21 protein-coding genes are annotated in these 23508 nt (G+C 55.9%); 8 read left to right on the top strand and 13 right to left on the bottom strand.

The features are described from left to right. Positions 1–53: 53 nt before the first annotated feature. Positions 54–308 (top strand): hypothetical protein, encoded by a 255-nt coding sequence (locus ACVBEG_RS14035; RefSeq protein WP_447107925.1) that lies wholly within the window; start codon positions 54–56, stop codon positions 306–308. Positions 309–318: 10 nt separating this feature from the next. Further along, on the top strand, positions 319–1371 hold the full coding sequence (locus tag ACVBEG_RS14030; protein WP_447107924.1) for an ADP-ribosylglycohydrolase family protein: 1053 nt from the start codon (positions 319–321) through the stop codon (positions 1369–1371). A gap of 676 nt (positions 1372–2047) precedes the next feature. Here ACVBEG_RS14030 and ACVBEG_RS14025 read toward each other — a convergent pair. The 8 genes from ACVBEG_RS14025 to ACVBEG_RS13990 all read right to left on the bottom strand — a co-directional run bounded on the left by ACVBEG_RS14025 (position 2048) and on the right by ACVBEG_RS13990 (position 8540). Next, a complete protein-coding gene (locus tag ACVBEG_RS14025) occupies positions 2048–2833 on the bottom strand; it encodes an amino acid ABC transporter ATP-binding protein (protein ID WP_447107923.1) in 786 nt (261 codons plus the stop codon). Next, positions 2830–3495 carry an amino acid ABC transporter permease gene (locus ACVBEG_RS14020; RefSeq protein WP_447107922.1) on the bottom strand — a complete coding sequence of 222 codons (666 nt, stop codon included), beginning with the start codon at positions 3493–3495 and terminating at the stop codon, positions 2830–2832. The genes ACVBEG_RS14025 and ACVBEG_RS14020 overlap by 4 nt, the downstream gene beginning before the upstream one ends. Next, positions 3495–4166: an amino acid ABC transporter permease gene (locus ACVBEG_RS14015; RefSeq protein WP_447107921.1), complete on the bottom strand. Its 672-nt coding sequence runs from the start codon at positions 4164–4166 to the stop codon at positions 3495–3497. The genes ACVBEG_RS14020 and ACVBEG_RS14015 overlap by 1 nt, the downstream gene beginning before the upstream one ends. Positions 4167–4196: 30 nt before the next feature. Continuing rightward, positions 4197–5042, bottom strand: a complete 846-nt coding sequence (locus ACVBEG_RS14010; RefSeq protein WP_447107920.1) for a transporter substrate-binding domain-containing protein — start codon at positions 5040–5042, stop codon at positions 4197–4199. A 79-nt stretch (positions 5043–5121) separates the two neighbouring features. Next, the gene (speB, locus tag ACVBEG_RS14005) at positions 5122–6096 is read right to left on the bottom strand and encodes an agmatinase (protein ID WP_447107919.1); all 975 of its coding nucleotides are present in this window, start codon (positions 6094–6096) and stop codon (positions 5122–5124) included. Positions 6097–6563: 467 nt separating this feature from the next. Beyond that, positions 6564–6821, bottom strand: a complete 258-nt coding sequence (locus ACVBEG_RS14000; RefSeq protein ID WP_447107918.1) for a hypothetical protein — start codon at positions 6819–6821, stop codon at positions 6564–6566. A gap of 191 nt (positions 6822–7012) precedes the next feature. Beyond that, positions 7013–7786 carry an SDR family oxidoreductase gene (locus ACVBEG_RS13995; protein ID WP_447107917.1) on the bottom strand — a complete coding sequence of 258 codons (774 nt, stop codon included), beginning with the start codon at positions 7784–7786 and terminating at the stop codon, positions 7013–7015. Between the two features lie 16 nt (positions 7787–7802). Continuing rightward, entirely contained in the window at positions 7803–8540 is a 738-nt protein-coding gene (locus ACVBEG_RS13990) for a TSUP family transporter (protein ID WP_447107916.1), read from the bottom strand. 219 nt (positions 8541–8759) lie between these two features. Here ACVBEG_RS13990 and ACVBEG_RS13985 point away from each other — a divergent pair, with 219 nt between their 5' ends. Further along, entirely contained in the window at positions 8760–10070 is a 1311-nt protein-coding gene (locus ACVBEG_RS13985; protein WP_447107915.1) for an aminotransferase class III-fold pyridoxal phosphate-dependent enzyme, read from the top strand. A gap of 81 nt (positions 10071–10151) precedes the next feature. Here ACVBEG_RS13985 and pdxR read toward each other — a convergent pair whose 3' ends face one another. Continuing rightward, positions 10152–11663, bottom strand: a complete 1512-nt coding sequence (gene pdxR / locus ACVBEG_RS13980) for a MocR-like pyridoxine biosynthesis transcription factor PdxR (RefSeq protein ID WP_447107914.1) — start codon at positions 11661–11663, stop codon at positions 10152–10154. Between the two features lie 181 nt (positions 11664–11844). On the opposite strand from pdxR, the gene tauA reads away from it, so the two are divergent. The 3 genes from tauA to ACVBEG_RS13965 all read left to right on the top strand — a co-directional run bounded on the left by tauA (position 11845) and on the right by ACVBEG_RS13965 (position 14630). Continuing rightward, complete coding sequence (gene tauA / locus ACVBEG_RS13975; RefSeq protein WP_447107913.1) at positions 11845–12852, top strand: taurine ABC transporter substrate-binding protein; 1008 nt, start codon at positions 11845–11847, stop codon at positions 12850–12852. 72 nt (positions 12853–12924) lie between these two features. Beyond that, positions 12925–13764 (top strand): taurine ABC transporter ATP-binding protein, encoded by an 840-nt coding sequence (locus ACVBEG_RS13970; protein WP_447107912.1) that lies wholly within the window; start codon positions 12925–12927, stop codon positions 13762–13764. A 32-nt stretch (positions 13765–13796) separates the two neighbouring features. Continuing rightward, positions 13797–14630 (top strand): ABC transporter permease subunit, encoded by an 834-nt coding sequence (locus ACVBEG_RS13965; RefSeq protein ID WP_447108464.1) that lies wholly within the window; start codon positions 13797–13799, stop codon positions 14628–14630. Between the two features lie 316 nt (positions 14631–14946). On the opposite strand, the gene ACVBEG_RS13960 is transcribed toward ACVBEG_RS13965, so the two are convergent. Together ACVBEG_RS13960 and ACVBEG_RS13955 are read right to left on the bottom strand one after the other, a co-directional pair. After that, positions 14947–16109, bottom strand: a protein-coding gene (locus ACVBEG_RS13960; protein WP_447107390.1) for an IS3 family transposase whose coding sequence is annotated in 2 segments (ribosomal slippage) — positions 14947–15854 and positions 15854–16109 — 1164 coding nt in all. Because the reading frame shifts where the segments join, the coding sequence is not laid out codon by codon here. Between the two features lie 893 nt (positions 16110–17002). Then, entirely contained in the window at positions 17003–18034 is a 1032-nt protein-coding gene (locus ACVBEG_RS13955) for a helix-turn-helix transcriptional regulator (protein ID WP_447107911.1), read from the bottom strand. Positions 18035–18442: 408 nt separating this feature from the next. Between ACVBEG_RS13955 and ACVBEG_RS13950 the strand changes: the two genes are divergently transcribed. Together ACVBEG_RS13950 and ACVBEG_RS13945 are read left to right on the top strand one after the other, a co-directional pair. Then, on the top strand, positions 18443–18949 hold the full coding sequence (locus tag ACVBEG_RS13950) for a hypothetical protein (RefSeq protein WP_447107910.1): 507 nt from the start codon (positions 18443–18445) through the stop codon (positions 18947–18949). 186 nt (positions 18950–19135) lie between these two features. Further along, positions 19136–20128: an IS5 family transposase gene (locus tag ACVBEG_RS13945; protein ID WP_447107587.1), complete on the top strand. Its 993-nt coding sequence runs from the start codon at positions 19136–19138 to the stop codon at positions 20126–20128. 156 nt (positions 20129–20284) lie between these two features. On the opposite strand, the gene ACVBEG_RS13940 is transcribed toward ACVBEG_RS13945, so the two are convergent. Beyond that, positions 20285–20833 carry a hypothetical protein gene (locus tag ACVBEG_RS13940; protein WP_447107909.1) on the bottom strand — a complete coding sequence of 183 codons (549 nt, stop codon included), beginning with the start codon at positions 20831–20833 and terminating at the stop codon, positions 20285–20287. A gap of 249 nt (positions 20834–21082) precedes the next feature. Continuing rightward, a complete protein-coding gene (locus tag ACVBEG_RS13935) occupies positions 21083–23209 on the bottom strand; it encodes an AAA family ATPase (protein ID WP_447107908.1) in 2127 nt (708 codons plus the stop codon). Between the last annotated feature and the right edge of the window lie 299 nt (positions 23210–23508).

The raw sequence follows: 23508 nt of genomic DNA, 5'->3' as shown, positions 1-23508 counted from the left end.
ATATCCTTGGCCCCGTCTTCGAGATCAATCGAACTCATGATAAGGAAATGGACATGACGACGTCGGATGTTATTTCGACTGGGGCTTTGTTGACGATGGGCGTCATCGCGTTTGTGCTGGCGATGCAGTACCGGAGTCTGTACGGCATTGGACAGATGATCCGAGATTGTAAAAACGCCACCCGCTGGGTGCCGATTTGGGAGATGGAAAACCGCGAGCTGCGCTCGGCCCTGCGAGCAGAAAAGGCGCACGTCGAGCAGCTGCAAAGAAAGCTGGTGCTGTTGCAAGCAATGATTCCAGCGGCGTAAGGAAACGGATATGAAAAGAGTTGACCGAATCAAAGGCTGCCTGCTGGGCGGCGCAGTAGGTGACGTACTGGGTGCCCCCGTTGAATTTCTCGAATGGAGCGCTATCCGCGCTAAGTTCGGGCCACAAGGAATCGTCGATTTCGCCCCTGCTTACGGCATGACCGGTGCCATTACCGATGACACGCAAATGATGCTTTTTACCGCTGAAGGCCTACTGCGCGCCTACGTTCGTGGCAGCTCGCGAGGTAACTGTCATGTGCCCAGTGTCATACATCACGCTCTGCTGCGCTGGCTTATGACTCAGGACTATCAGTCCGCCACCCACGTCAGTCTCGACGGTTGGCTCGTCAAAGAGCGCGCCCTCTGGTCTCGTCGCGCGCCAGGTCATACCTGTATCAGCGCACTTAAAGCCAGTCAGCATTTTGGCTTTCTCGCCGAAAACAACAGTAAAGGCTGCGGCGCCGTCATGCGCGTCGCGCCCTGTGCCTTCTTCGGCAACGGCTTCGACTACGCGGCCGAGTCCGGCCGTCTGACTCATGGTCACCCTACGGGCTATATGTCCGCGGGCCTGTTTGCCGACATCCTTCAGCGCATGGCCGACCGGCAGGACAGCCTCGAACATGCCCTCACCGAAAGTCTGGCCGCCCACGGCCACAAACCCGGTATGGAAGAAACCCGCGCTATCCTCGAGAACGTGCTCTTCTATTTCTACGAAGGCTACCGCCCAACCCCCGAACGCATAGACGAACTCGGCGGTGGTTGGATCGCCGAACAAGCTCTTGCCATCGGCATCTGGTGTGCTCTGAGCGCCACCTCGTTCGAACAAGGCGTCATCAATGCCGTAAACCACAGCGGCGACAGCGACAGCACCGGCCTGATCGCTGGCCACTTGCTGGGCATTCAGTACGGCACGGCAGCCATTCCGCCGCGCTGGCTAGAGGGGCTGGAGTTGCGGGAGGTGATTGAGAAAGTGGCGGAGGATATCGAGCGAGTGCCGCGGGACTATTCGGGGACTGGCGTCGATGATGATGAGGAAATTGAGGCGGAGTATCCAGGTGTGTAAGACGCAGGTGCATTTAGCCGCCAGATCCATTCGTACCCGCCACCGGAGCTTTGAAGAAGATATCTCGGGTGTGAGATCGCACGGATAGCCGTGTTTTTGGTTGCGCGCCCTTTAGGGGCATACCCACCGACATCCGACTGGCTGAACCTGATTGGCGGGTTTAAAATCTAGCTGGAAATCATCCTTATGGATAAATATCGGCAGCGAAAATAAACCAGCTCCTTTCCTATTGGCCCTCCGGCGTTTTCGCATTACAACAGGACGCCCCATTACGGATTTTGCCGGGTGGGGCAACCGCTTTGAGCCTGGCTGGATACAGCGGATTCTGTTGAAAAAAGTCGGTTTTCTCAAACTGCCGCAAGGTTGATCGGTGGAAGCACCTTTTTAGCACGCTGCTACGTGAAATCTCAGTCTGAAAGGCTCTACGGACATTCACGTGTTCAATCTGCGACGCGTACTTTTATGCCATAAAAACCAAGGCCGACTTTTTCAACACAATCGGCCGTTCTCTGCCGGTCATGGCTACGAAGCGTGCTGGTCAAATCCGATGCAATCGGTGGTCAGAACGAATGCAAATGACTGGTCAGGTCGAATGCAAACAGGTGGTCAAATGTAGTGCAGTTTCGCACATAACAACAACCTCTCACGTGTAGTGGTCACGTAGCCCCAGAAGGGGTTATATCGAGAGGTTGCGGTCAAGCCAGGGCTTTAAAAATTGTTGAATGCGTGGGGTGGCCGACTTCCCAAACAACTGCGCGGGCGGCCCGGCTTCGACGATTCGTCCGGCTTCCATAAACACCACATGGTCTGAGATTTTCGCGGCAAAGCTCATTTCATGGGTGACCATGACCATGGTCATGCCATCGTGTGCAAGTCCACGAATCACGCTGAGTACTTCTTCGACCAACTCGGGGTCCAGTGCTGAAGTGGGTTCGTCGAGGAGCATAACTTCCGGTTCGATGGCCAGTGCTCTGGCAATGCCGACTCGTTGCTGTTGACCTCCACTCAGTTGCGCCGGATAGGCATCAGCCTTGGCCGCCAAGCCAACGCGTTCCAAGGCAAGACCCGCAAGACGGTGTGCCTCGGTCTTCTTGATTTTCTTGGCCAGCATCAGGGGGGCGGCGACATTTTCCAGCACGGTCATGTGGGGCCACAGGTTGAACTGTTGGAAGACCATAGAGACCGGACGACGCACTTCGGCAATCGCTGCTTCACTGTCGCGGTCCTGCGGGGTGCGGCCCTTGGAGTGGTAACCGAGTAACTGGCCCTTGATCCAGACTTCACCTTCATCATAAGCCTCTAGGAAGTTGATGCAGCGCAGCAGGGTGGTTTTTCCGGACCCGGAGGGGCCTATAAGTGAAACGATTTCGCCGCGCTTGACGTCCAGGTCAACACCTTTGAGAACGCGGACGGCGCCATATGACTTGCCAACGGCGCGCAGTTGCAAGATGGGTAGGGTCATAGGGTTCTCTGCGGTGAGGTCATGAAGGTTGCGCAGCCGCGCACTGCCAACGCAATGGTCTGGGCAAGTAGCCAATAGCCAAGGATCAGCAGTGCGTAGGGGCCGACGTAGTTGTAGGTGGAGGACACGATTTCCCCGGTGGTCATGGTCAGTTCGGGCAGCGTGATGACAGACGCCACGGCGCTTTCCTTGATGACAAGGACCGTCTGATTGCCTAACAGAGGCAGCGCGAAGATCAGCGCCTGGGGCATTTCGATATGACGCAGGGACTGCCAGCGGTTAATACCGAAGGCTTGAGCGGCTTCCAGATGCCCCGGCGCGATGCTGTTCCAGCCAGAACGGAAGATTTCCGCGAAGTAGACCGACGAGTACAGCGCCAGGGATGCGACCGTCGCTTGAGCGGCACTCAGGGTGAGCCCAATCACCGGCAAGCCGAAATAGACAATCATCAGTTGTGAAAAGTAGGGTGTTCCACGTATGAGCCACACAAGCAGTCGGTAGGGAATGCTCAGCTGACGTGCATAGCAGATGCGCAAGGCGTTCAGGGTGAATCCAGTGATCATGCCAATGAGCGCGGCGAGCAAGCTGACCCCAAGAGTCACAAGCATAGCGTTGACATACCGCCACAGCAGTTCGATGGTTTCGGGGCTGATGACATTCATCATTGAGTTCCATTACGACGCATCATTCGTTGTTCGAAGCAGTACCCGCCCAGCGATAGCAACGAGGTAATGGCCAGGTAGAAGACGGCCGTCAGGGTATAAACCTCCAGTGGCCGGTAGCTAGACGAGGACAGTTGCTGGCCGACCCTCATCAGGTCGGTCACGGCGATTACCGAGACCACGGCAGAGGCCTTTACGATGTCGATCATTTCGCTGATGAGCGCCGGAAGCGTCGAAGCGACGACCTGCGGGATTTCAATGTGCCAAAGTCGCTGGCGGCGCGTCAGGTTGAAGGTCAGTGCCGCTTCGATTTGCCCTTGCGGGATTGATCGGAAGCCGGCGCGTAATATTTGCGACTGATAAGCCGCTGTGTTCAGTGTCAACCCAATGACCGCGACGACGATGCCGGGAAAGCTCAAACCCAGCGCCGACGGCACGTAGTAGAGCACCAACAGTTGCGCGAGCACGGGTGTGCCGCGAAACACACTGATGTAGGCCTTTGTCGCCCAAACGATCGGGCGACTACCATGGGTGGACAGGGTATGAATCAGGATGCCGGCAAAGAACCCGCAGACAACGGCCACCCCCGATAACATCAGCGTTGTGAAGGCACCCTCTAACAGTTGCGGTGCATAGGCTACGCATCGGGCGATAAGATCAGTCAGATTCATGTCGGCTACCTGATGGTATGGGCTATGGACTCAGGGCGTCACGCTGGACGGAACGTCCATGGTGCTACCGAACCACTTCGTTTGCAGTTGCTTGAGGGTGCCATCTGCCGATGCGCGAGCAATGCCGTCGTTGAACAACTTGACCAGGGTTTCGCTGTCGGCATCCTTGCGGGCCGCCCAGGCGAAGTAGCTTTGTTCACCTATTGAACCAGGGAGCACCTTGAATAGGCCTGGGCGCGATTTGAGCAGTGGGCCGAGGTTGGCCACCGATTGCGCCACCGCGTCGAGTCGCCCTGAGCCAAGGTCGGCATAAGCTTCGTCGAAGCTGACGTATTGTTTGATGGCTTTAAAGCCAGGCTTGCCGCTGTCCTTCAGTTGCTTGTCGAGTGCGACCAAGGCTTGCAGCTGTACCGAGCCGGTTTGCGAACCAACGGTTTTGTTGTCGAGGTCGACGGCTGCGTTAAGCTTGCTGTCTCGTTCTTTGACGAGTAACCCGGTCATGGAAATGGCCACTGGCGAGGTAAACGAAAAGTGGCTGGCACGTTCTTTATTGATGGTGATGGCGGTCACCACGATATCGAATGCCTTGGTGTCTAGGCCGGGCAGCAAGCCCTGAAATGGTAGGTCCAATTGCTTAACTTTGACATCCGAGATCTGTGCCATGACGGCGCGCATCAGGTCGGCGTCGTAGCCGACGATTTTACCGTTTTCGATATATTCGAACGGGGCGTAACGAGCTTCTGTGGCTATCACTATTTCTTTCTTGGCCTTGATGCGCTCAAGCAGATCGGGCGTTTGTGCATAGCTTTGGGTGCAGAGGCCAAGGCCAATGGCGCCCATCAAGGAAAGTGCCGTGACGCGTAGGAAAGTTTTCATAAAAAGCTCCATGGGTGATGTAAAACACTCATTAATAACGTCATCGCACTCAATGCCTCAGGCTTTGCCTGGGCTCCGTTTAGCGCGCATTCCGGGTGGCAAGGCTGTCAGCCAGTACGCACAAAATTTCGAATAGCAACGTGGCGGCGACCAGGGCGGTATTGCCGCTGGCGTCGAACGGTGGGGAGACCTCGACAATATCGCCTCCGATCAGGTTCAAGCCCCTGAGCCCGCGAATAAGGTGTTGTGCTTCCAGAGTTGTAAGCCCTCCGATTTCGGGGGTACCAGTACCTGGGGCGTACACTGGGTCTAAGGCGTCGACATCGAATGACACATAGGTCTGACCGTCGCCGACGACTCTTCGGGCCTCTTTGATAACGTTCTCGACTCCCATGGTCTGGAACTCGTCGATGTCGATGATGCGGATACCTTGCCGGGCGCCCCAGTCGTTATCGGCGTCGCTGTACAGGGCTCCGCGAATACCGATTTGCACCGTTCGCTTAGGGTCCAGCAAGCCTTCTTCGATTGCTCTTCTGAACGGGGTTCCATGGGTGTATTTGCAGTCGCCGAAATAGCGGTCCCAGGTATCGGTGTGGGCATCGAAGTGCACCATGCCGATGGGGCCGTCCTTGGCTAGGGCCCGCATGATTGGCAAGGTGACAAGGTGGTCGCCACCTACGGACAGCGGCGCAATGCCGGCTTGCACGACCTGGTCGTAGAAACCGGCAATACGATTAAGTGAGTCCACCAGGTCAATCGGGTTGACCGGGGTGTCACCCAAGTCAGCACAGGCACACAGCGAGAACGGGTTGATACCGCTGGCCCGGTTGATATTGCGCACCATGGTCGAAATGTCCCGGACTTGCCGTGGGCCATGTCGAGCACCGGGCCGGTTGGTGGTTCCGCCATCCCACGGCACGCCTATCAAACCGATGTCGACTTCATGGATGCGAGGGTCTGTCAGCTCGGTATAGGGTAAGCGCATCAATGTGGCGATGCCGGCATAGCGAGGGATCACAGTCCCGGTTGCAGGTGCAAATGGCTTTTCTTGCATGGAAATTCCTAGGCGATGTATTCAAACGCTGAGGGAGCCGGTGCCCCACTCCTGGTGAGCAACAATGCAAGTTGTCGACCAAAGCGTGGTGCCAGATGAGAGTTTCGATAGAGCCAGTGTGAGGGCCTGCGGTACCGTGGGTTTGGGGTATATGAGGTAATGACATCCCGATGTGTAGGCCCATGGAGGTGATGTTTACGCGCCCGTTCGAGGGTGGTGCTAGAGGGCCGATGCACCGATACGGCGCATCAACGGGTGCATGAGGCGGCGTGCCCCGAAAGGGCGGATTCGTCATGACCATGCCCGGCCTTTCAGGCCCATGCTTGACAGCAGTATTAGTAGCCGGGTGAGGCGGACTGCGCGATCCGGTGGCAGGCTCAGGAATAGCTGTTGCCCTAGCCACAAGCTAGCGAGCAGTGCCGGGAGCAGGTACAGGACCTGTTACGCGGTGCCAATGTGGATGGCGCCTACCGAGGCCAGGCAACCACCAACGGGCCACCAATCGAAAGCGCACGGATCAACGCGCCGGAGCAACTACCTACCAGCCAGGCTCCGAGCCTGTTATTGACCATGGCGATGTTCAGGCGGACCAGCCCCATGATCGTCAGCGTACCAATCAGTAGATAGACGCCGATACTCTGGCTGCCGCTATCGAGTCCGGTTAATGTGCACACGCCGAACGGCACGCCGCAGGCTCTATGCCGCTGTCGCAAGCGTGAATTCATCGGTCGCGTCACTCATGCCACGTAGTCGCAAGCGATCCAATTTCAGGATGTGCTGGAGGTGGGCAAACAACATTTCGACCACCTTACTTTCGTGTCCAAAGCGCACGTACTCTAGAGTCGCTGAGGGATATCTGAAATTTCCCGCAATGCTTCATTGACATCCTTAAGCCCTTAGCTTCGTTGATCCACATTTACGCGCCATTTGACGAGCCCCGTGTGATCGCAAAATTGTTCCAGGATTGGGTGATAGGCATCAATTCCAGGCTATTAATGTTGATGTGGGCAGGCTGGCTGAAGACCCAGAAGATAGTTTCGGCGATGTCCTTTGGCTGGATCGGATTGGCGCCTGCATAAACCGCATCGTATTTCGACTGATCGCCCGAGAAGCGCACCAGTGAGAATTCGCTCTCGCACAGGCCCGGCTCGAGGTTGGTCACCCGGACGCCTGTGCCTTGCAGGTCGCAACGCAAGTTGAGCGAGAACTGACGGACAAATGCCTTACTGGCGCCATATACATGGCTGCCAGGGTACGGCCAGTTGCCGGCTATTGAACCTAGATTGACGATGCTGGCGCCCGCGCCATGGGCGATCAATCGCGGTAGCAGCAAACGTGTCGAATACAGCAGGCCTTTGATGTTGGTGTCGACCATGATGTCCCAGTCATCCAGATCGCAGTCCTGCGTCGGCGAGGTGCCGAGCGCCAACCCAGCGTTGTTGATCAATCCGCGAAGCTTACTGAACCTCGGTGGCAAACTGAGGATGGCCTCCTGCATGGCCTGTCGGTCACGCACATCCACCACCAGTGGCAGCACGTCAATCTGCGCCGAGAGTTTATCCGCCAACGCCGTCAGACGATCTTCGCGGCGACCGGTCAGGATCAGCGACCAGCCTGCTGTGGCAAAACGTCGAGCACAAGCTTCGCCAAAACCGGACGTGGCGCCAGTGATAAAGAGTGTCGGGGTCATTGGGACTTCCTTTGATTCAGGACCATGCATGACCGAGCAAGCCGAAGCCTGCCAGCGCGAGCAACAGCCATTGAGTAAAACGTGCCGCCGCTTCGGCACGTATGCGGATGAACAACTGTTGACCGATCCACAGGCCAACCAGCAAGGCAGGCATCAGGTATAAAACGTGAGTCTGTGTCTGGTTAGGGATCGCTCCGGCCAGCCCCAGCCCCGAAATCGCCGCCAGGTCCACGACGAAAAAAAACAGGATAAGGGTGGCGCGCAAGGCCACGGCGCTCAGCCCAATATGACTGAGCCAGGCCACAACCAGCGGACCGCCAATCGAGAACGCCGCGATCAATGCGCCACTACTTGCGCCGACCACCCAGCCGCCTACTTGTCCTTTGCCCATAGGCAGCGTGACCCGGACCAGTCCGAGTAACGCCAGCAGCCCGACGAGTAAATAGACGCCAATGGTCAACCAGTCGCTGTTCATTCCGGTCAGCAACCAGATGCCGCAGGGCACACCGCAAGCGGCGGCAATCAGCAGGCGCTTGAGTTGCGGGTAGTTGGCTTGTGGAAAGGCGCCGCGCAAGAGCATCAGACTCGACAATACTTCCAGACACAGCACCAGCGGTACGGCCTGATTCAGAGGGCCGAGCATTGCCAGACCGACAACGGCGATGGCGGCAAAGCCGAATCCGGTGAGGCCGCGAATGACTGCCGCGACCAGCACACACAGGACGTTAAGGACAAAGCTCAGTTCAGGATTCAAGGCCGGCTTCCCCAGTAGAATGACGCCACTCTATTCAAGCGGCAGGTCTCACTTTAGATCCAGACAGGCATTTCTATGGGGCCAGAGCGGCGTGTAGACCTAGCACTGCGCCTCTTCCTGGCTCCATAGAATCCCCCATCTGGATCTAAGGCCTGGAGACGTGCATGGCTAAGCTGATGATCATCGGCCTTTACCGTGTCCACCTTCAGGAATGAACCCATGACAACGAATCTTGATCATCAATGGATGCCTTTCACTGACAACCGTGAGTTTCAGCGTGCGCCGCAACTGTTTGTTCGGGCTGAGGGACTGAGCTACTGGACCGCTGATGGTCGCGAACTACTGGATGGTAGTTCAGGCCTTTTTTGCAGCGCAGCGGGCCATGGTCGTTCGGAAATCGCCGAGGCCGTGTCGAAGCAATTGATGATCCTAGACTTCACCCCTCATTTTCAGCGCGGTTCGCCGCTTTCGTTCGAACTGGCCGAGCGACTGAGCGAATTGCTGCCTGAAGGCCTGAACAAGCTGTTCTTCACCAACTCAGGTTCCGAGTCAGTGGACAGCGCGATGAAGATTGCCCTAGCCTATCATCGCGCTCGCGGCGAGGGGCAGCGCACACGATTTGTGTCTCGTGAGTGGGCGTATCACGGTGTCAACTTTGGTGGCGTGGCCTTGTCTGGAATGATGCGCAACCGTCAGGCCTTCGCGGCGGGCGGACTGCCTCATGTTAGCCACATGCGGCACACTTGGCAGGAAGAGCAGCGCTTTCAACTGGGCGAGCCGAACAGCGACATTGATCTGGCCAGCGATCTGGAACGCATCATCGACACCCACGGTGCGGACAGCATCGCGGCTTGTTTCGTTGAACCGATTGCCGGCTCCATTGGCGTTTACGTGCCGCCAGTCGGTTACCTGAAGCGTCTTCGTGATATCTGCGACAAGCACGGTATTCTTCTGGTGTTCGACGAGGTCATCACTGGGATCGGTCGAACTGGTAAGGCGTTCGCCGCGCAGAGCTTCAACGTGAAGCCAGACATCATTACCATGGCCAAGGCCCTCACCAACGGTGCGATTCCGATGGGGGCGGTGGCAGTGGATCAGGCGATTTTTGAGACCGTCGTCGGCGCCAGTAAAGGCTCTGGGCCAGAGTTCTTCCATGGCTACACTTACTCGGGGCATCCCGTGGCGTGTGCGGCAGCGCTGGCTTCGCTGGACATCTACCGCAATGAAGACCTGTTTGCCAAGGGCGAGAAACTGTCGCCATACTTCCTTGAATGCGTGAGTGGATTGCGCGGTCTGCCGCAGGTCAGCGACCTGCGTGGTTACGGCATGCTCAGCGGTATTCAGCTGACCCCGGGAGAAGCACCAGGAGCGAAAGGAAACCGTGTGCAGCGAGCCTTATATGAAGCAGGCCTGCACGTGAAAACCACTGGGGACGCGATCATCTTCGCCCCAGCATTGGTGGCTGAGCGGCAGCATGTGGATGCGATGATCGATATCCTCAAGACCACGTTGGGTCAAGAGAATCTGTAACGCCTGATCGGGTCCCAACGCTGTGTAACTGCCGAAGGCTGCAATCTGTTCTGATGGACAGTCGCAGCCTTTTGACAGCGTTTACAGGCTCGCGGTGGACTCAACCTGCAAGTTGCATTTCATCTCTCGCCAAGCTTCTCCCAGCGCCGCAATCCCCGGCTCGATCAACTCCTCTGCAATCGCCCCAAACCCCAGCCTGAAATGGTATTGCGGGCGTTCACTTCCCAAAAAATGGATATCCCCGGGCTCGATCAATACGCCGCGTTTGGCCACCAAACGTTGTAACACCCACGCATCCAGTTCCGCTGGGCAGGTCACCCACACAGACGAGCCGCCGGCCATGCCGCTGGCGTGACAATCGGGCAAATAGTCGGCCAATGCACGGCTGATCAATAGCCACTTGCGAGCCAAACGATCCCGCTGGCGACGGGCATGGGCGTCGTAGTGTCCCATCGACAGAAACAGCGCCAGCGTGCGCTGATTGTTGGAGGGGGGATGACGGTAGATGTAACGCCGTAACGCCCGCAGCTCGTGAATCAGCTCCGGATCTGCCGCAATAAATCCCAGGCGCAGCCCAGGCAGCAAGTTTTTGGTCAGACTGCCTAGGTAGATCACTCGACCGCTGTCATCGAAACTCTTTAACGAGGGATGGTTGCTTCCCAAATAGTTTTGCTCGCTTTCGTAATCGTCCTCGACCACCAGGAAATCCCGCTCTCGGGCGCTGGCTAGCAATTCCAAACGGCGATACACCGGCATCGTCACGCCCGTGGGCGATTGATGGCTGGGCGTGCAAAACAACATTTCACAGCCATCGAGTTGCTCGTCCACTACGAGACCTTGGCCGTCGATGCGCAAGGGCCTTAAATCACAACCAATCAAGCCGAAAATATTGCGAGCGTCTACGTAACCAGGATCTTCCAGGCCCATGATCAGCCCCGGTCGTCCCAGCAGTTGTGCGAGCATGTACAGCGAGTTTTGTGTTCCGATGGTCACCAGAATCTCTTCCGGCCTGGCCTTTATTCCGCGCTTGGGCAGTACACGTTGAATGATCTGTTCCACCAGTAGCGGATCATCCAGCGTCACCTGATCGTCGACCCAAGAACGCATGTGCGCGCCCATGGCCGCGATGCGCGCGCAGTCACGCCAACGCGCTGCGGTTTGCTCGTCTGCTTCAATCTGCCCATATATAAATGGGTAACGGTACTCACGCCAATTGCGCGGTTTGACTATCGCGCGCATCTGCGCCGATTCGGTTTGCATGCGACTTTCCCAGTCCGGCGCATGATCCGGCCGGTCGAACAGTTTCTGACTGGAAGGACGCAGACTGATGTTCAGTTGCTGGCGCAGGAACTTCTCGTTGATGAAGTAACCCCGCCGGTCGGATGGGGTCAGGTAACCGTCCTGCGCAAGTTGCTCGTAAACGAGAACCACGGTGTTGCGCGATACCTTCAGCAGTTGGCTGAGCTTGCGCGATGACGGCATCGCCTCGCTGGGCGGCATCGCGCCATCAAGGATCGCGTTGAGCAGCCGCTCGCGCAATTGTTCCTGCAAGCCCCGGCCTGCTTCGAACGGATGAAAATAGCGCTCCAACATAGTCCAGGCTCCCGCTTGGGCGCACCCTAATGACGCACCAAAAACGCTACAGGCCTTGTCGCGCAAGGGGTGTGAAACCCGCTGGCACTAAAGGCCGTAGCAACTGGATCTAGAGCAAGCTTCGAGCCGGCACTAAGATCGCATGGACTTTAAACATGTCATCCCACTCTGGAGTTCCACCATGCTCAAGCCCCTGCATAAATGGATTCGCCGATTACTCCTGTTGCCGCTGACTATTGGCCTCGCCGCCACCGTTCATGCCCAAACCGTTACCATCGGCGTGCAGAGCATGTTTGCGCCTTGGAAGAACGCTATAGCCGAGAAGGAATTCGAGAAAGCTACCGGCTGGGATATCCAGTGGCGCAACTTCGACAGCGGCGGCGATGTGATGCTGGCGATGGCCTCCGGTGACGTGCAGATCGGCGTGGCGGGCAGCAGCCCGATCGCCGCAGCGGTCAGCCGTGGCGTCGACGCGCAGTTGTTCTGGATTCTCGACAACATCGCCAGCGCTGAAGCACTGGTAGTGCGCAATGGCAGCGGCATCGTCGCGCCTCAGGACTTGGTGGGTAAAACCCTCGCGGTGCCGTTCGTGTCCACGACCCATTTCCATGCCTTGTTTGCCCTTGAGCAGTTTGGCCTGACCGGTAAGGTTAAGGTTATCAATTTGCAACCCTCGGACATTCCGGCGGCGTGGGAGCGTGGCGATATTGACGCTGCCTTCATTTGGGACCCGGCGCTGGGTCGACTGAAACAGAGCGGTCACGTGTTACTGACCTCGGGCGAACTGACCAACTGGGGCAAAGCCACCTTCGACGGCATTGTCGTCGACAAGAAATTCGCGGCCGAAAACAAGGACGGTATGACCTCGTTCACCAAAGTGTTGCAGGCCAGCACGGGCGATTACGTCAAGGCACCGGACACCTGGACGGCCAGCTCGCCGCAAGTGATCAATATCGCCAAACAGTCTGGTGCCAAGCCTGATGAAGTTCCGCTGGTGCTGGCGCTGTATCAGTTCCCGCTTGCGTCCGAACAGGCCAGCAACAAGTGGCTGGGCAACGGGAAAGACAGCGGCGCAGCCAAGGCGCTGGCAGCAACGGCGGAGTTCCTCAAAACGCAGAAAAAAATCTCGGCTGTGCTGCCGGACTACAGCGTCGCCATCATCCCCGACTTTGTTCAAGCCGCCGAGTAGCCCGGCGCAAACCCTGCATCGTCCGACCAGCCAATGATCGGACGATGCCGAACCCAACATGAGAAAACTGCCATGACCCTGAGCCTCAAAATCCACGATGTCTCGGTGCTCTATCCGGGGCAACAGAAAGGCCAACAGGTCAGCGCCCTGGCCGGAGTTAACCTGAACATTGCCGCCGGTGATTTTGTCGTTGCGCTGGGCGCATCGGGGTGTGGCAAAACCACGCTGCTGAATTTGATGGCGGGGTTCATCCAGCCCAGCAGCGGCCTGATCACCTTGGGCGACTATCACGGGCAAGTGCCAGAAAAGTTCGGCGCAGGCGCAGAGTTGCGCGATCAAGTCTCCGGCCCCGGTGCCGAGCGTGGGGTGGTGTTCCAGAAGCATGCGTTGTTGCCGTGGCTCAACGTGCTTGACAACGTCGCCTTTGGCCTGAAGTTGCGCGGCGTGTCCAAGACCGAACGTGAACAGCGGGCAATGTATTTTCTTGAGCTGACCGGGCTGGCGGATTTTAGCGGGCACGCGATCTATCAGCTGTCCGGTGGCATGCAACAACGGGTTGGCATCGCCCGTGCGCTGACCAACGATCCACAAATGCTGCTGCTTGACGAGCCGCTGGGCGCGCTCGACGCACTGACTCGCGAGCGCTTACAGGAGCTGATTCTCGACATCTGGCACAGCACGCAAAAAATGATGTTCTTCATCACCCACGATGTCGAGGAAGCGCTGTTCATGGCGACCCGGCTGATCATTATGTCGCCGCGTCCCGGCCGTATCACCCACGAATTCCCGGTGGACTTCGGCAAGCGATTCCTCGCCTGTCGCGATGCTCGATCAGTTAAGTCCAGCCCGGACTTCATTGCGCTGCGCGAGCAAATTCTGAGCATCATTCATGGTGATGAGGTGGCTGCATGAGCCTGTTCGATGATAAACAACGCCGCGCGGTAATGCGCACCTGGAACGAGCTGCGTCGCGCAGCACCTGCCAAACCCGGCGAGCAATACGGCGCGCCAGGTAACGGCTCGAGCCTGACATTGAGCCTGGCGACCATCTGCGTGGTGTTCGGCACATGGTACGTCGCCACCAACGGCGGCTGGATTAAACCGCTGTTCCTGCCATCGCCACAGGCTGTGTGGGCGCAATTGGTGGATGTATTCCAGGAAGGCTTTGCCGACGCTACCTTGCTCAAGCACATTGGCTGGAGCGCCTTGCGGGTGTTTGGTGCGTTTGTGCTGGCTGTGCTAACCGCCATTCCGATCGGCATCCTGATGGGAGTCAATCGCGTGGCTCGCGGTATCTTCGATCCGCTGGTTGAGTTTTATCGTCCACTGCCACCGCTGGCTTATCTGCCATTGGTGGTGATCTGGATGGGCATCGGTGAGGGCTCGAAAATTCTGCTGATCTATCTCGCCATGTTCGCTCCGCTAGCCCTGAGTGCGCGGGCCGGTGTGAAGTCTGTGGCCATCGAACAGATTCACGCAGCGTACTCCATGGGTGCCAGTCGCGCTCAGGTGCTCAAGCACGTGATCATGCCAGCGGCGTTGCCTGACGTGCTAACGGGGATGCGCATCGCCATCGGCTTTGGATGGACCACTCTGGTTGCCGCTGAAATGGTTGCCGCCACCGCCGGCTTGGGTTTTATGGTGCTGACAGCTTCCAAGTTCATGGCCACCGACGTGGTGATCATGGGCATTCTGGTAATTGGCGCCATAGCACTGCTGTTCGACCTAGGTATGCGCTGGCTCGAACGCAAGCTGGTACCCTGGAAAGGCAAGGTTTAGTCGTTGGTGGTTGGCGGCAGTTATGGTAAATCAGATCGTGCCCGGTCTCTGCCTCTAGGGCGTTTGCTGCGAACGCCTGCTATTGGCTGACTCTGTTGAAAAAATCAGAGAAGGTTGGTTTAACCTGTACAAAGCTTGGAAAGCTCCCATTATGCTCGTTGCCACGTAAAATTTAAGCCGATGTTCCCCTATATAAAATACGGATTACAATTTCAGTCGGTTTTTTTTTGCCGCCGAAACCGCCAACGACTTTCCCGATAGAATTAGCTAATAGCTGCTTTTCGGGATGGGAAGCTATCGTCCCATACTGTAGTGGTCAACTAATCCCGGACACGACGTTAAGTTTTTCTTCGGCCCGAGCTGGCGCCATCCCACCGTTGAATTGATGGGGTCGAATCCAGTTGTACCGATGCATCAAGAAAAGGCTGATATCACGCTGGGCTTCTTGGGCGGTTCTGTAACCCAGAGTCGGTATCCATTCAGTTTTCAAGCTGCGGAACACGCGCTCCATTGGCGCGTTGTCCCAGCAATTTCCCCGGCGACTCATGCTCTGGCGTATTCGATAACGCCACAGACGCTGGCGAAATAAACGACTCGCATACTGCGACCCTTGATCCGAGTGAAACAGCAGGCCCTGAGGCCTTCCTCGTTGCTCGTAAGCCATATCCAGCGCCTTGATAACCAGATCGGCGTCCGGCTTTTCTGACAACGCCCAGCCCACCACTCGGCGTGCGCAAAGATCCAGCACGACAGCCAGATAGTGCCATTTCCCCTGGGCCCAAATGTAGGTGATGTCGCCGCACCACACCTGGTTGGGTGCCGGGACATCGAACTCCCGATTCAAGATGTTCGGAATATCTAACCGTTCAACCGTCGCTCGTTTGTAGGCATGTGAACCTGGCTGTTTGCTCACGAGGTCAAGCTCACGCATCAAGCTGCGCACTTTGAACCGGCCGAGTTGCTCACCATCGTCACGCATCAAGGTGAGGATGCTACGGCTGCCCGCAGCACTGCGACTTTGTGAAAACAACTCGCTCACTCGGCTGCGCAATCGAAGCCGTTCGACATCAGGCGTTCGGCGCTTGAGACGGTGGGCGTAGTAGCTTGAGCGGTTGATTTCAAACACTTTACACAGCCAATCAACCGGCTCATGGACGCTCAGCTGAGTGATCAGCGCGTACGCTCGTGATCTTCCGACATCAAGAGCGCGGTAGCCTTTTTTAATATCGATTTTTCCCGTTCAAGGCGGGCGATCCGGGCTTCAAGCTCCTGGATTTTTTGCTGTTCCGGTGTCAGCGCTTTGCTCTGCGGGGTAACGCCTTGGCGCTCCTGCTGAACCTGCGTGACCCAGCGGCGTAGTGCCGACTCGCCGACGCCGAGTGAACGGCTGGCTTCGATGTAGCTGTAGTCTTGTTTGAGCACGAGGTCGGCAGCCTCGCGTTTGAATTCAGCAGAAAAGGTACGGCGTTGTTTGGTCATTTGACACCTCGATCTGGCGAGCATTCTCGCCTAAATGGGTGTCCGGTTTCATTAGACCACTACATACTGTGTGAAAACGTTTTAGAGCTAGGCTGGCAGTCAGAATCGCAACGAAAATCGCGCTCCTACACAAAGTTTAGGCCTGCTGACGAACCAAGCGCGGGCAGACTTTTACGTAGCAAAGTAGACGTCAAAACGGTATAGGCGTTTTCACACAGCCTGGACCCATATCAGCCGAGACTTGCTACCCCCTGGTCACTTTCCGGCAAAGCCGGCTTTGCCGGAATGAGCCACTAGTGCGCTTTTTTCAAAATGATTCACCTGTGCTCTTGGCTACACTTTTCCTATCATTCAGCTCTCGGGGGACGCAAGTGAACGCCCAAGAGATTGTCCTCAACCCAGAAGAACAGACCGAACTGAACCGCCGTGTACGCTCAGCCACCATCAGTCAGCGTGACGGCCGTCGCGCCCGAGCGATCCTGCGGGCAACTCAGGGTTGTTCAAGGCTGGAAATCGCTTCTCTGATCAGCTTCTTATTCCCCACTATCACCTGTTGGAACCAGCGTTTTCGGACACCGCTTCTAGATGGGTACTCGAGCAAACTCTATCGCAGGCGCAAATCCCACCGTCCGTCGCGTGCTCAAACACGTCACCAGGCCCTGTATTGGCGAGCCACGCTGTAGCTGCCGAAGTAGGGCTCGCGCACCTGGCATATCGGCGCCCACTGTCCACAAGCTATAGACTACCAATGACCTGAAGCTTTATCTGGCGATTACCTTCAAGGTGTCGGAGTTCCACTCTTAGTCGATATCCCGCGCCGGTAAAAAAACACGACGCTTCAGGCAGCGCGAAGGTGTTGAGTATCAAACTCCATAGTCGTCTCCTGTGAGTTGCTAGCGATAAAGCTCAATGCCGCGCCCTAGTCGTTCGATGACCCGTTGCCTTAGGGACACCGGTGCATGAACGACAATGGAGCCGGTATGAGACAAAATCCACCATTCCAGTTCCCAGCTGTTTTGAACGGTGGCCAGCAACCAGGCGCCATCTTCTTCAGTGCTCAGGCGCATATCTGCGGACAGCGGCGTCTCTTGGAGCAGCCGAGCGAGGCCGGGGGTGACCCAAGCCTTGAGTTCAACTGGGAGTTGTTGATCACCAAACTGCATAGCGCCCGTGGAGATATACGTTTGCAAGTTGAATCCGTCGGGCAACAGGCAAGTCTCTTGTAGCCGCTCGACTTCTCTCAAGCGGTGGACCGCGTATTGACGGACATCTTCATACGGATCGGCCGTTGCAATCACATAGGTTACGGTCCCTCTTTGCACCAGACCAAGTGGGTTGAGCGTCATTTGACTGGTTTTGTCTCGATGGACGGAGTAATAGCTACACCTGACCTTCTGCTGGTCCAGCAAGGCATGCTGGATGTTCTCTAGGCACTGAACATCCACTTCTGGAGCCTGCAAAGTGATTGCCGGTTGTACGCTGGCAACTTTGGTCGGCCAGCTCGCAGCGGAATTACGTCCTTCCAGTGCCGTAAGCTTGCGTTCAGCCTGCTGGAACCTAGGCGCAAGCGCCGCGAGCATATAACTAGGGATCAATGGACGCAGACTCTCTTCAGTAAGCCGCAACGTTAGTGCATCGGTCAGGCTTATTGCCGTTAACTCCAGGCTTGTGGGTGGCGTCCAGGTCCAACCGAATGGCACGCTCTTCTCATTGCGTTGCAGTGCAAATATGCTGGATAGCTCATCCAGATCGCGCTCGACCGTGCGCTTAGTAGTCGGGTGACCTGCGTCCGCTAGTCTCCGCCACAGCTCACTGCTGCTTGCCCCACTTCCCTGTTGCGGCAGCAGCTTCAGCAGCTGCCATTGACGGCTCAAGGTTTCACGGCTCTTGTTGGCGGGCAAAGAAGGATCCTCAGTAATGGCCATCAATCATGCATCAATGTACGGAATGCGCGCGATAGGTTCGTCTGTCCCACTCAACATGATCGATCTGGGACGCAACGAAATAGATCGGCTGCGGCGTATTTTGTCATACCCCTTACGGACGGGGGCGTTATGCATGGCCATCCACGTTTGACTTAGGGCCCTGGGGAGAATGAACGGGGTAGGCTGCTAAAGGAAGAATAGCTGCCGGCCGATATACGCTTGGTGGAGTTGATAATGCTGTGCCTCTCGTCCCGACCCCACGCCATGTGGGGGCTGATGTGGTGGATCCGGTCTCACGCCGGGGCATCCTGGAACGTGAACCCAAGAGTTGGCGAGAGTCGCGGGCTCAACGTCCGAGAGGCTTGTTGGAGCCTCACAATCAATGATGATTACAGAGACCTTCTTTTTATGAATAGTGCGAATTTTGGCGCAGCATGGCCTGACCACTTTGATCTAGTTGCGGACATTCAATGGACGCAGCCCGTCTCTCATGCGGATATGTTCAAACAACCGATACAGGAGGACCAAACGGCTTACTTTTATACCGTCGTCTCTCAAGTCGATACCAAGTGGAAGACTCACTACATTGGTATGACATACCGTCAAACAGTGTCGGTACGCAATCAGCAGCGCGATCATCACGAACGCTTAGCTCGACTGCAAGCAGCGCATGGCGAGCGTGCATTTATGCTCTCGCTAGGGACTCCTGTTTTCAAGAGAGGACGCGTGTCGCTTCAGAATATTTCGGCGATTGAAGGGCTGTTGATTTATGCACACTGGGATGACCATATGGAGAATCGGTCCAAGATTCAACGCATAGCATCTCGCAAGCACATCCACATTCGGAACATCGGGTGGAATGCTCATTTGAAGCCCGAGGTTGCAGTAGGGGTCTTTTGCAACGATGTACGTTAGCGCTTAATTTGAAAATTCTATGAAGCTAGTGCTTCTAGTCTTGTTCTGTGCCGTGTACGGCTGTGTTCTCCCAGATCTTTAAGTAACCGTCCGGCCAACTACTTTCCTAGTCCTAGGGAAACTCTGAAAAAGGTTTCCAAATCTGGTGAAATACCCTCCATCACATGAGCTGAACGGTTGAGCCCCATGAAGCAGATTTCTTTCGCTGATGCTGAGTACGCAGGTAAACGTAAGCGGACCCGCCGTGAGATTTTCCTGAGCGAGATGGACAAGGTCGTGCCCTGGAAGGGGTTTATTGCGTTGATCGAACCGCATTATCCAAAGGGTGTTGGGGGACGTCCGGCGTATCCGTTGATGGCGATGTTGCGTGTGCACCTGATGCAGAACTGGTTCGGCTACAGCGATCCGGCCATGGAAGAATCGCTGTATGAGACAACGATTCTGCGCCAGTTTGCGGGTTTGAATCTGGAGCGCATTCCCGACGAAACCACGATCCTCAACTTCCGTCGCCTGCTGGAGAAAAACCATCTTGCCAGGGGCATCATGGAGGTCGTTAATGGCTATCTGGGCGACCGAGGCTTGATGCTTCGTCAAGGCACTATCGTTGACGCCACGATCATTCATGCGCCGACCTCGACCAAGAATAAAGAGGGTAAACGCGATCCCGAGATGCATCAGACCAAGAAAGGAAATCAATATTATTTCGGGATGAAAGCGCATATCGGGGTGGACGCTGATACGGGCCTGACCCATAGCGTGGTGGGCACGGCAGCCAACGTCGCGGACGTTACCCAAGTCGATCAGTTGTTGCACGGCGAAGAGAGCCATGTCTGCGGCGACGCGGGCTACACCGGGGTGGAAAAGCGGCCGGAACATGAGGGGCGCGAGATGATCTGGTCGATCTCCGCCAGGCCCAGCAGCCGTCGCAAACATGGTGAAAAAAGCGTCATTGGCCGTGCGTTGCGCAAGATCGAATATGCTAAATCGCAAACTCGGGCCAAGGTTGAGCACCCGTTTCGGGTCATCAAACGCCAATTTGGTTACACCAAAGTGCGGTTTCGCGGACTGGTAAAAAACACCGCGCAGTTGGTAACACTGTTTGCGTTGTCGAACCTGTGGATGGCGCGCCGACATTTGCTGGAGCCTGTAGGACAGGTGCGTCCGCAGTATGGAAATTAAGGGTTAATAAGCGCCTAAAACCGGCTTATTCATCGAAAAAAGTCGATATTTCAGAAATTTCAGCGAGGTATTCTCTTTTTGAGCGTCTGACGCCCGATTTTCTGTAAAAAGAAGGCCTTACTTCAGACCTTCCCTAGGGGTAGGGTGGGATGTTGTCTACATTTTTTTGCCATGGGGCGGCGAGTGATCTTGGGGTGGCCAGTGGAATGGAGTGATCATCTGGTGGATGGCGTAGATGTCGACCCATATTGTTTCTACCTGAAGGATCTTTTCCCAACTCAAGCCGTGATGGTCATGCAGGTCATGGAAGGAAAGGCAGATCCGTTCATTCTCCAAGCCATCGATTGACGACGCACCGTCGTGCCAATTTTCCTTAAGGAAATTCAGCGTGTCGGACCGAGTTGGATCTGCCGGGTTCAGGAAATACCACTTCAATGGCGGCATGCTTAGAAATCCAGTTTTCAGGAGCGACGGATCGTCGTCACTGTCTTCGTCCACTGGTACGAAATACTGCACCGTACTTTCCATCTCGAAGTCTTCGATTAGCCCTTCCCATAGATGTTTGTCCGCGTGCAGGGCGAAATCGTCGACCAATTGTTTGGCTCGCCACACTGCCCACTCTTCCAATTGACTCATGTGCCGATTGAGCGCGATCAGGCGGTCGATTTGCTCTTGTGTCAAACGGGGGATATAGCGTCTGGTCATCTCATGTCACTTCGCTGTACATGGCGTTGCAGCTTGCGGTTGTCTCGAGACGAAATGCGTCGTATATGAGCGTTTAGTCGTATGCGTCCGACCAACTCATCTACCCAGCCCCGCAAGGCCAAGACATGGTGTGTACTTAGGTGGACACCATCGCCCTTATGGCTGGGATCGGGTTGGTGACTTCGCCGGACGGTTACGTTTCGTCGCAGGTTTAACAATGTCCATGAAGGTCACATCTTTAAGTGGGCTTCAATGGATGAAGCCTATTGGGCGGGAATGGCCTCTTTCCTTGAGGCGGCACTCTGCGAGTAACGCCCCAAGTAGCTCGTTGGCATCCTTGAAAGGTTTGAATCGAGCACGCCGGGCAATCATCGCAAAGTCGCCTGGAGTAAGACGATTAAGGTGGCCCAGGGAATGCGCCAGGCCGACGGGAGCAGGTGTCAACTTCAGCTCTCGAAGATGTTGATTGAATAGTTCCATCGCTTGTTCGGGGCGAAGAAAGTCGAAGCATATTTTGAGGTCGAAGCGCCGCAGAGAGGCTTCGTCGAGATCATCCATCAGATTGGTTGAGGCAATAAATAGCCCCTGATAACTTTCCATCTGCGTGAGCATTTCGTTCACGGCCGTGATCTCCCAACTGTGTTGAGCTTTGCGCCGGTCGCGAAGAAAACTATCAATCTCATCAAGCATCAGTACCGCACCATCCTCTCTGGCTTGCTGGAAGGCTTGAGCCAGATTGCGCTCGGTCTCTCCCACATAAGGGGCAATCAAATCTGAAACACGTTTTACGTGCAGCGGCTTTTCCAATTCGCGGGCTAGCCATTGGCCAAAGGCGGTTTTGCCGGTGCCGGATGGGCCGTAAAAGCACAGGCGCGCCTCACTATGTTGGCGTAGTCCGTCCAGCAATGTTTCTAACGGCATGTCAGCATTGACCAAGTGGGGTGAATAGAACTCAGGCAATTGTTGTGCTTGGCTGCGTTCAAGCTTGTTAAAGCCTTGAGCTTGGAGAGTGGCATCTACGAGTTGTTCGACAGTTGTGTCTAGTGCGGGGCCTTCAGGCGATCTAGCCAGAGTTTTTGCAATACTCAGAGCACGTGTGATAACAGCGGGTGTAGCCTGTTCGTGGTCAGCCAATTTGGCTATCAGATTATCGCTCAGGAGATCACCGCCGTTCTGGCGGATAATCTGTTCACGCTGCGCCTTAGGTGGGTTCCCCAGTTCCAATACCATATCGAAACGGCGTAGGTAAGCACGGTCCAAGGTCTGGATTTTGTTGGTCAGCCAGAAACAGGGCAGCGGGTTCTCCTCCAGCATTCGATTGATCCAGTTTTTCTGTTGGCCGCTTGCATCCTCCCGTTGCGACGCATGGTTGCCTTCATTGAACAGATCTTCGATTTCGTCCAGCACCAGCAAGGCGCGTTGTTCACGCAGGACTTGCATTGCTGAGCGCAAAGCTCGAAGCCTGCCATATCGATTAATCGGATCACCGTCGCAGTTGGTACAGGCAACCTCATAAAGGTCCACCTCCAGTTCCTTGGCCAGCAGCCGTGCCAGTTGGCTTTTTCCGGTGCCCGGCGGACCATATACGAGAATGTTTACTCCTGGTCTTCTTGCCGCCAAGGCATGGCGTAGATAAGGCCGAGCGATCGCCAAGGCCGATTTGATATGTCGGTAATCATCATGTCCGAGATGGCCTGGTAGTGCCTTGCGGAATGCATTCGCGAATAGCTCGACAGGTGTCCCTTTCTGATAGCGCAGGGGGGACAGGATGCTGCTGTTATCGGCGTTTAGGATGTCGCTCATTCGACGGTATCGGCCACTGTAAGTGGCGACGTCGAGTAGTCCGCTCGACACCAACAGACCTTTTTTGGCCAGGCGCTGGCGTATAGCGTCACAAGGCGCATCGAGCAAATGCGCAAGTATCAACAGGGCCCGGTTGAAGCTTATTTCTTCCAGCAGACAACAGGCATCTTCGAGAAGCCCATCGGTGTGCAGCAATGCGCAAAAACCAAGCAGTCGCTGTTCCAAAGCATCAAGGCCGATCAGGCGTCCTAATTGTGCGAGGTTGTCTTTCAATGGATCTGGGTATTCAGCGGCTATGTGCTCGTGTTGGATCTGCTGGCGTTGTTCCTGCAACGAGCGCATCGCGCGTTGACGAAAACTTTTTTGACGTTCTGGTGCCTCCTCACTACGTTCGTCGAGTAGGCCGTTAAGACCCAAGTATCGAGCGATGGCGTCATCCTTGAAGCCATGATCGTTAATGAGTTGCTGATGTCCGCTGAGATCAAGGATCAGAGCAAACATCCAGTGTTTGGTCAACGAACAGGTGTCGCCCTCCTGGGAGTTCAAGTGACAGCTGGAAACCAAGGGAAACATACAACCTCCTGAGCGCAGTGAGCATGGAGGCAGGATTGACTGCTAGCGCGACAAAATATGTCGCGATGAAGCGGCGTAGTCCAGTACGAAGCGCATGCACTTGCAACCACCGGTCGATATTTGAAGTATTTGGACTTGTTGAATGAGCTTCGAAAAGACAAGCGGTTTCCAGACTTTCATTCCTCGATAAACGAAAAAATGGGTTACCCAGTGTCACCGCGTCGTGCCATCGAAGTGGTGATGTTTCTAAATGCTTGAGAGGTGTTAGTTGGCGTTGAGTGACCGGTAGGTTGGCGATC

It is taken from the genome of Pseudomonas sp. GG8, assembly GCF_052976945.1.
Note: the sequence above shows the minus strand (reverse complement) of the source record. Positions and strands in the feature narration are given on the sequence as shown.

Excerpts from the sequence above, each read along its gene's own strand:
- ACVBEG_RS14035 (WP_447107925.1), top strand. The coding sequence starts at position 54 with ATGACGACGTCGGATGTTATTTCGACTGGGGCTTTGTTGACGATGGGC.
- ACVBEG_RS14030 (WP_447107924.1), top strand. The coding sequence starts at position 319 with ATGAAAAGAGTTGACCGAATCAAAGGCTGCCTGCTGGGCGGCGCAGTA.
- ACVBEG_RS14025 (WP_447107923.1), bottom strand. The coding sequence starts at position 2,833 with ATGACCCTACCCATCTTGCAACTGCGCGCCGTTGGCAAGTCATATGGC.
- ACVBEG_RS14020 (WP_447107922.1), bottom strand. The coding sequence starts at position 3,495 with ATGAATGTCATCAGCCCCGAAACCATCGAACTGCTGTGGCGGTATGTC.
- ACVBEG_RS14015 (WP_447107921.1), bottom strand. The coding sequence starts at position 4,166 with ATGAATCTGACTGATCTTATCGCCCGATGCGTAGCCTATGCACCGCAA.
- ACVBEG_RS14010 (WP_447107920.1), bottom strand. The coding sequence starts at position 5,042 with ATGAAAACTTTCCTACGCGTCACGGCACTTTCCTTGATGGGCGCCATT.
- speB (WP_447107919.1), bottom strand. The coding sequence starts at position 6,096 with ATGCAAGAAAAGCCATTTGCACCTGCAACCGGGACTGTGATCCCTCGC.
- ACVBEG_RS14000 (WP_447107918.1), bottom strand. The coding sequence starts at position 6,821 with ATGAATTCACGCTTGCGACAGCGGCATAGAGCCTGCGGCGTGCCGTTC.
- ACVBEG_RS13995 (WP_447107917.1), bottom strand. The coding sequence starts at position 7,786 with ATGACCCCGACACTCTTTATCACTGGCGCCACGTCCGGTTTTGGCGAA.
- ACVBEG_RS13985 (WP_447107915.1), top strand. The coding sequence starts at position 8,760 with ATGACAACGAATCTTGATCATCAATGGATGCCTTTCACTGACAACCGT.
- pdxR (WP_447107914.1), bottom strand. The coding sequence starts at position 11,663 with ATGTTGGAGCGCTATTTTCATCCGTTCGAAGCAGGCCGGGGCTTGCAG.
- tauA (WP_447107913.1), top strand. The coding sequence starts at position 11,845 with ATGCTCAAGCCCCTGCATAAATGGATTCGCCGATTACTCCTGTTGCCG.
- ACVBEG_RS13970 (WP_447107912.1), top strand. The coding sequence starts at position 12,925 with ATGACCCTGAGCCTCAAAATCCACGATGTCTCGGTGCTCTATCCGGGG.
- ACVBEG_RS13965 (WP_447108464.1), top strand. The coding sequence starts at position 13,797 with ATGCGCACCTGGAACGAGCTGCGTCGCGCAGCACCTGCCAAACCCGGC.
- ACVBEG_RS13955 (WP_447107911.1), bottom strand. The coding sequence starts at position 18,034 with ATGGCCATTACTGAGGATCCTTCTTTGCCCGCCAACAAGAGCCGTGAA.
- ACVBEG_RS13950 (WP_447107910.1), top strand. The coding sequence starts at position 18,443 with ATGAATAGTGCGAATTTTGGCGCAGCATGGCCTGACCACTTTGATCTA.
- ACVBEG_RS13945 (WP_447107587.1), top strand. The coding sequence starts at position 19,136 with ATGAAGCAGATTTCTTTCGCTGATGCTGAGTACGCAGGTAAACGTAAG.
- ACVBEG_RS13940 (WP_447107909.1), bottom strand. The coding sequence starts at position 20,833 with ATGACCAGACGCTATATCCCCCGTTTGACACAAGAGCAAATCGACCGC.
- ACVBEG_RS13935 (WP_447107908.1), bottom strand. The coding sequence starts at position 23,209 with ATGTTTCCCTTGGTTTCCAGCTGTCACTTGAACTCCCAGGAGGGCGAC.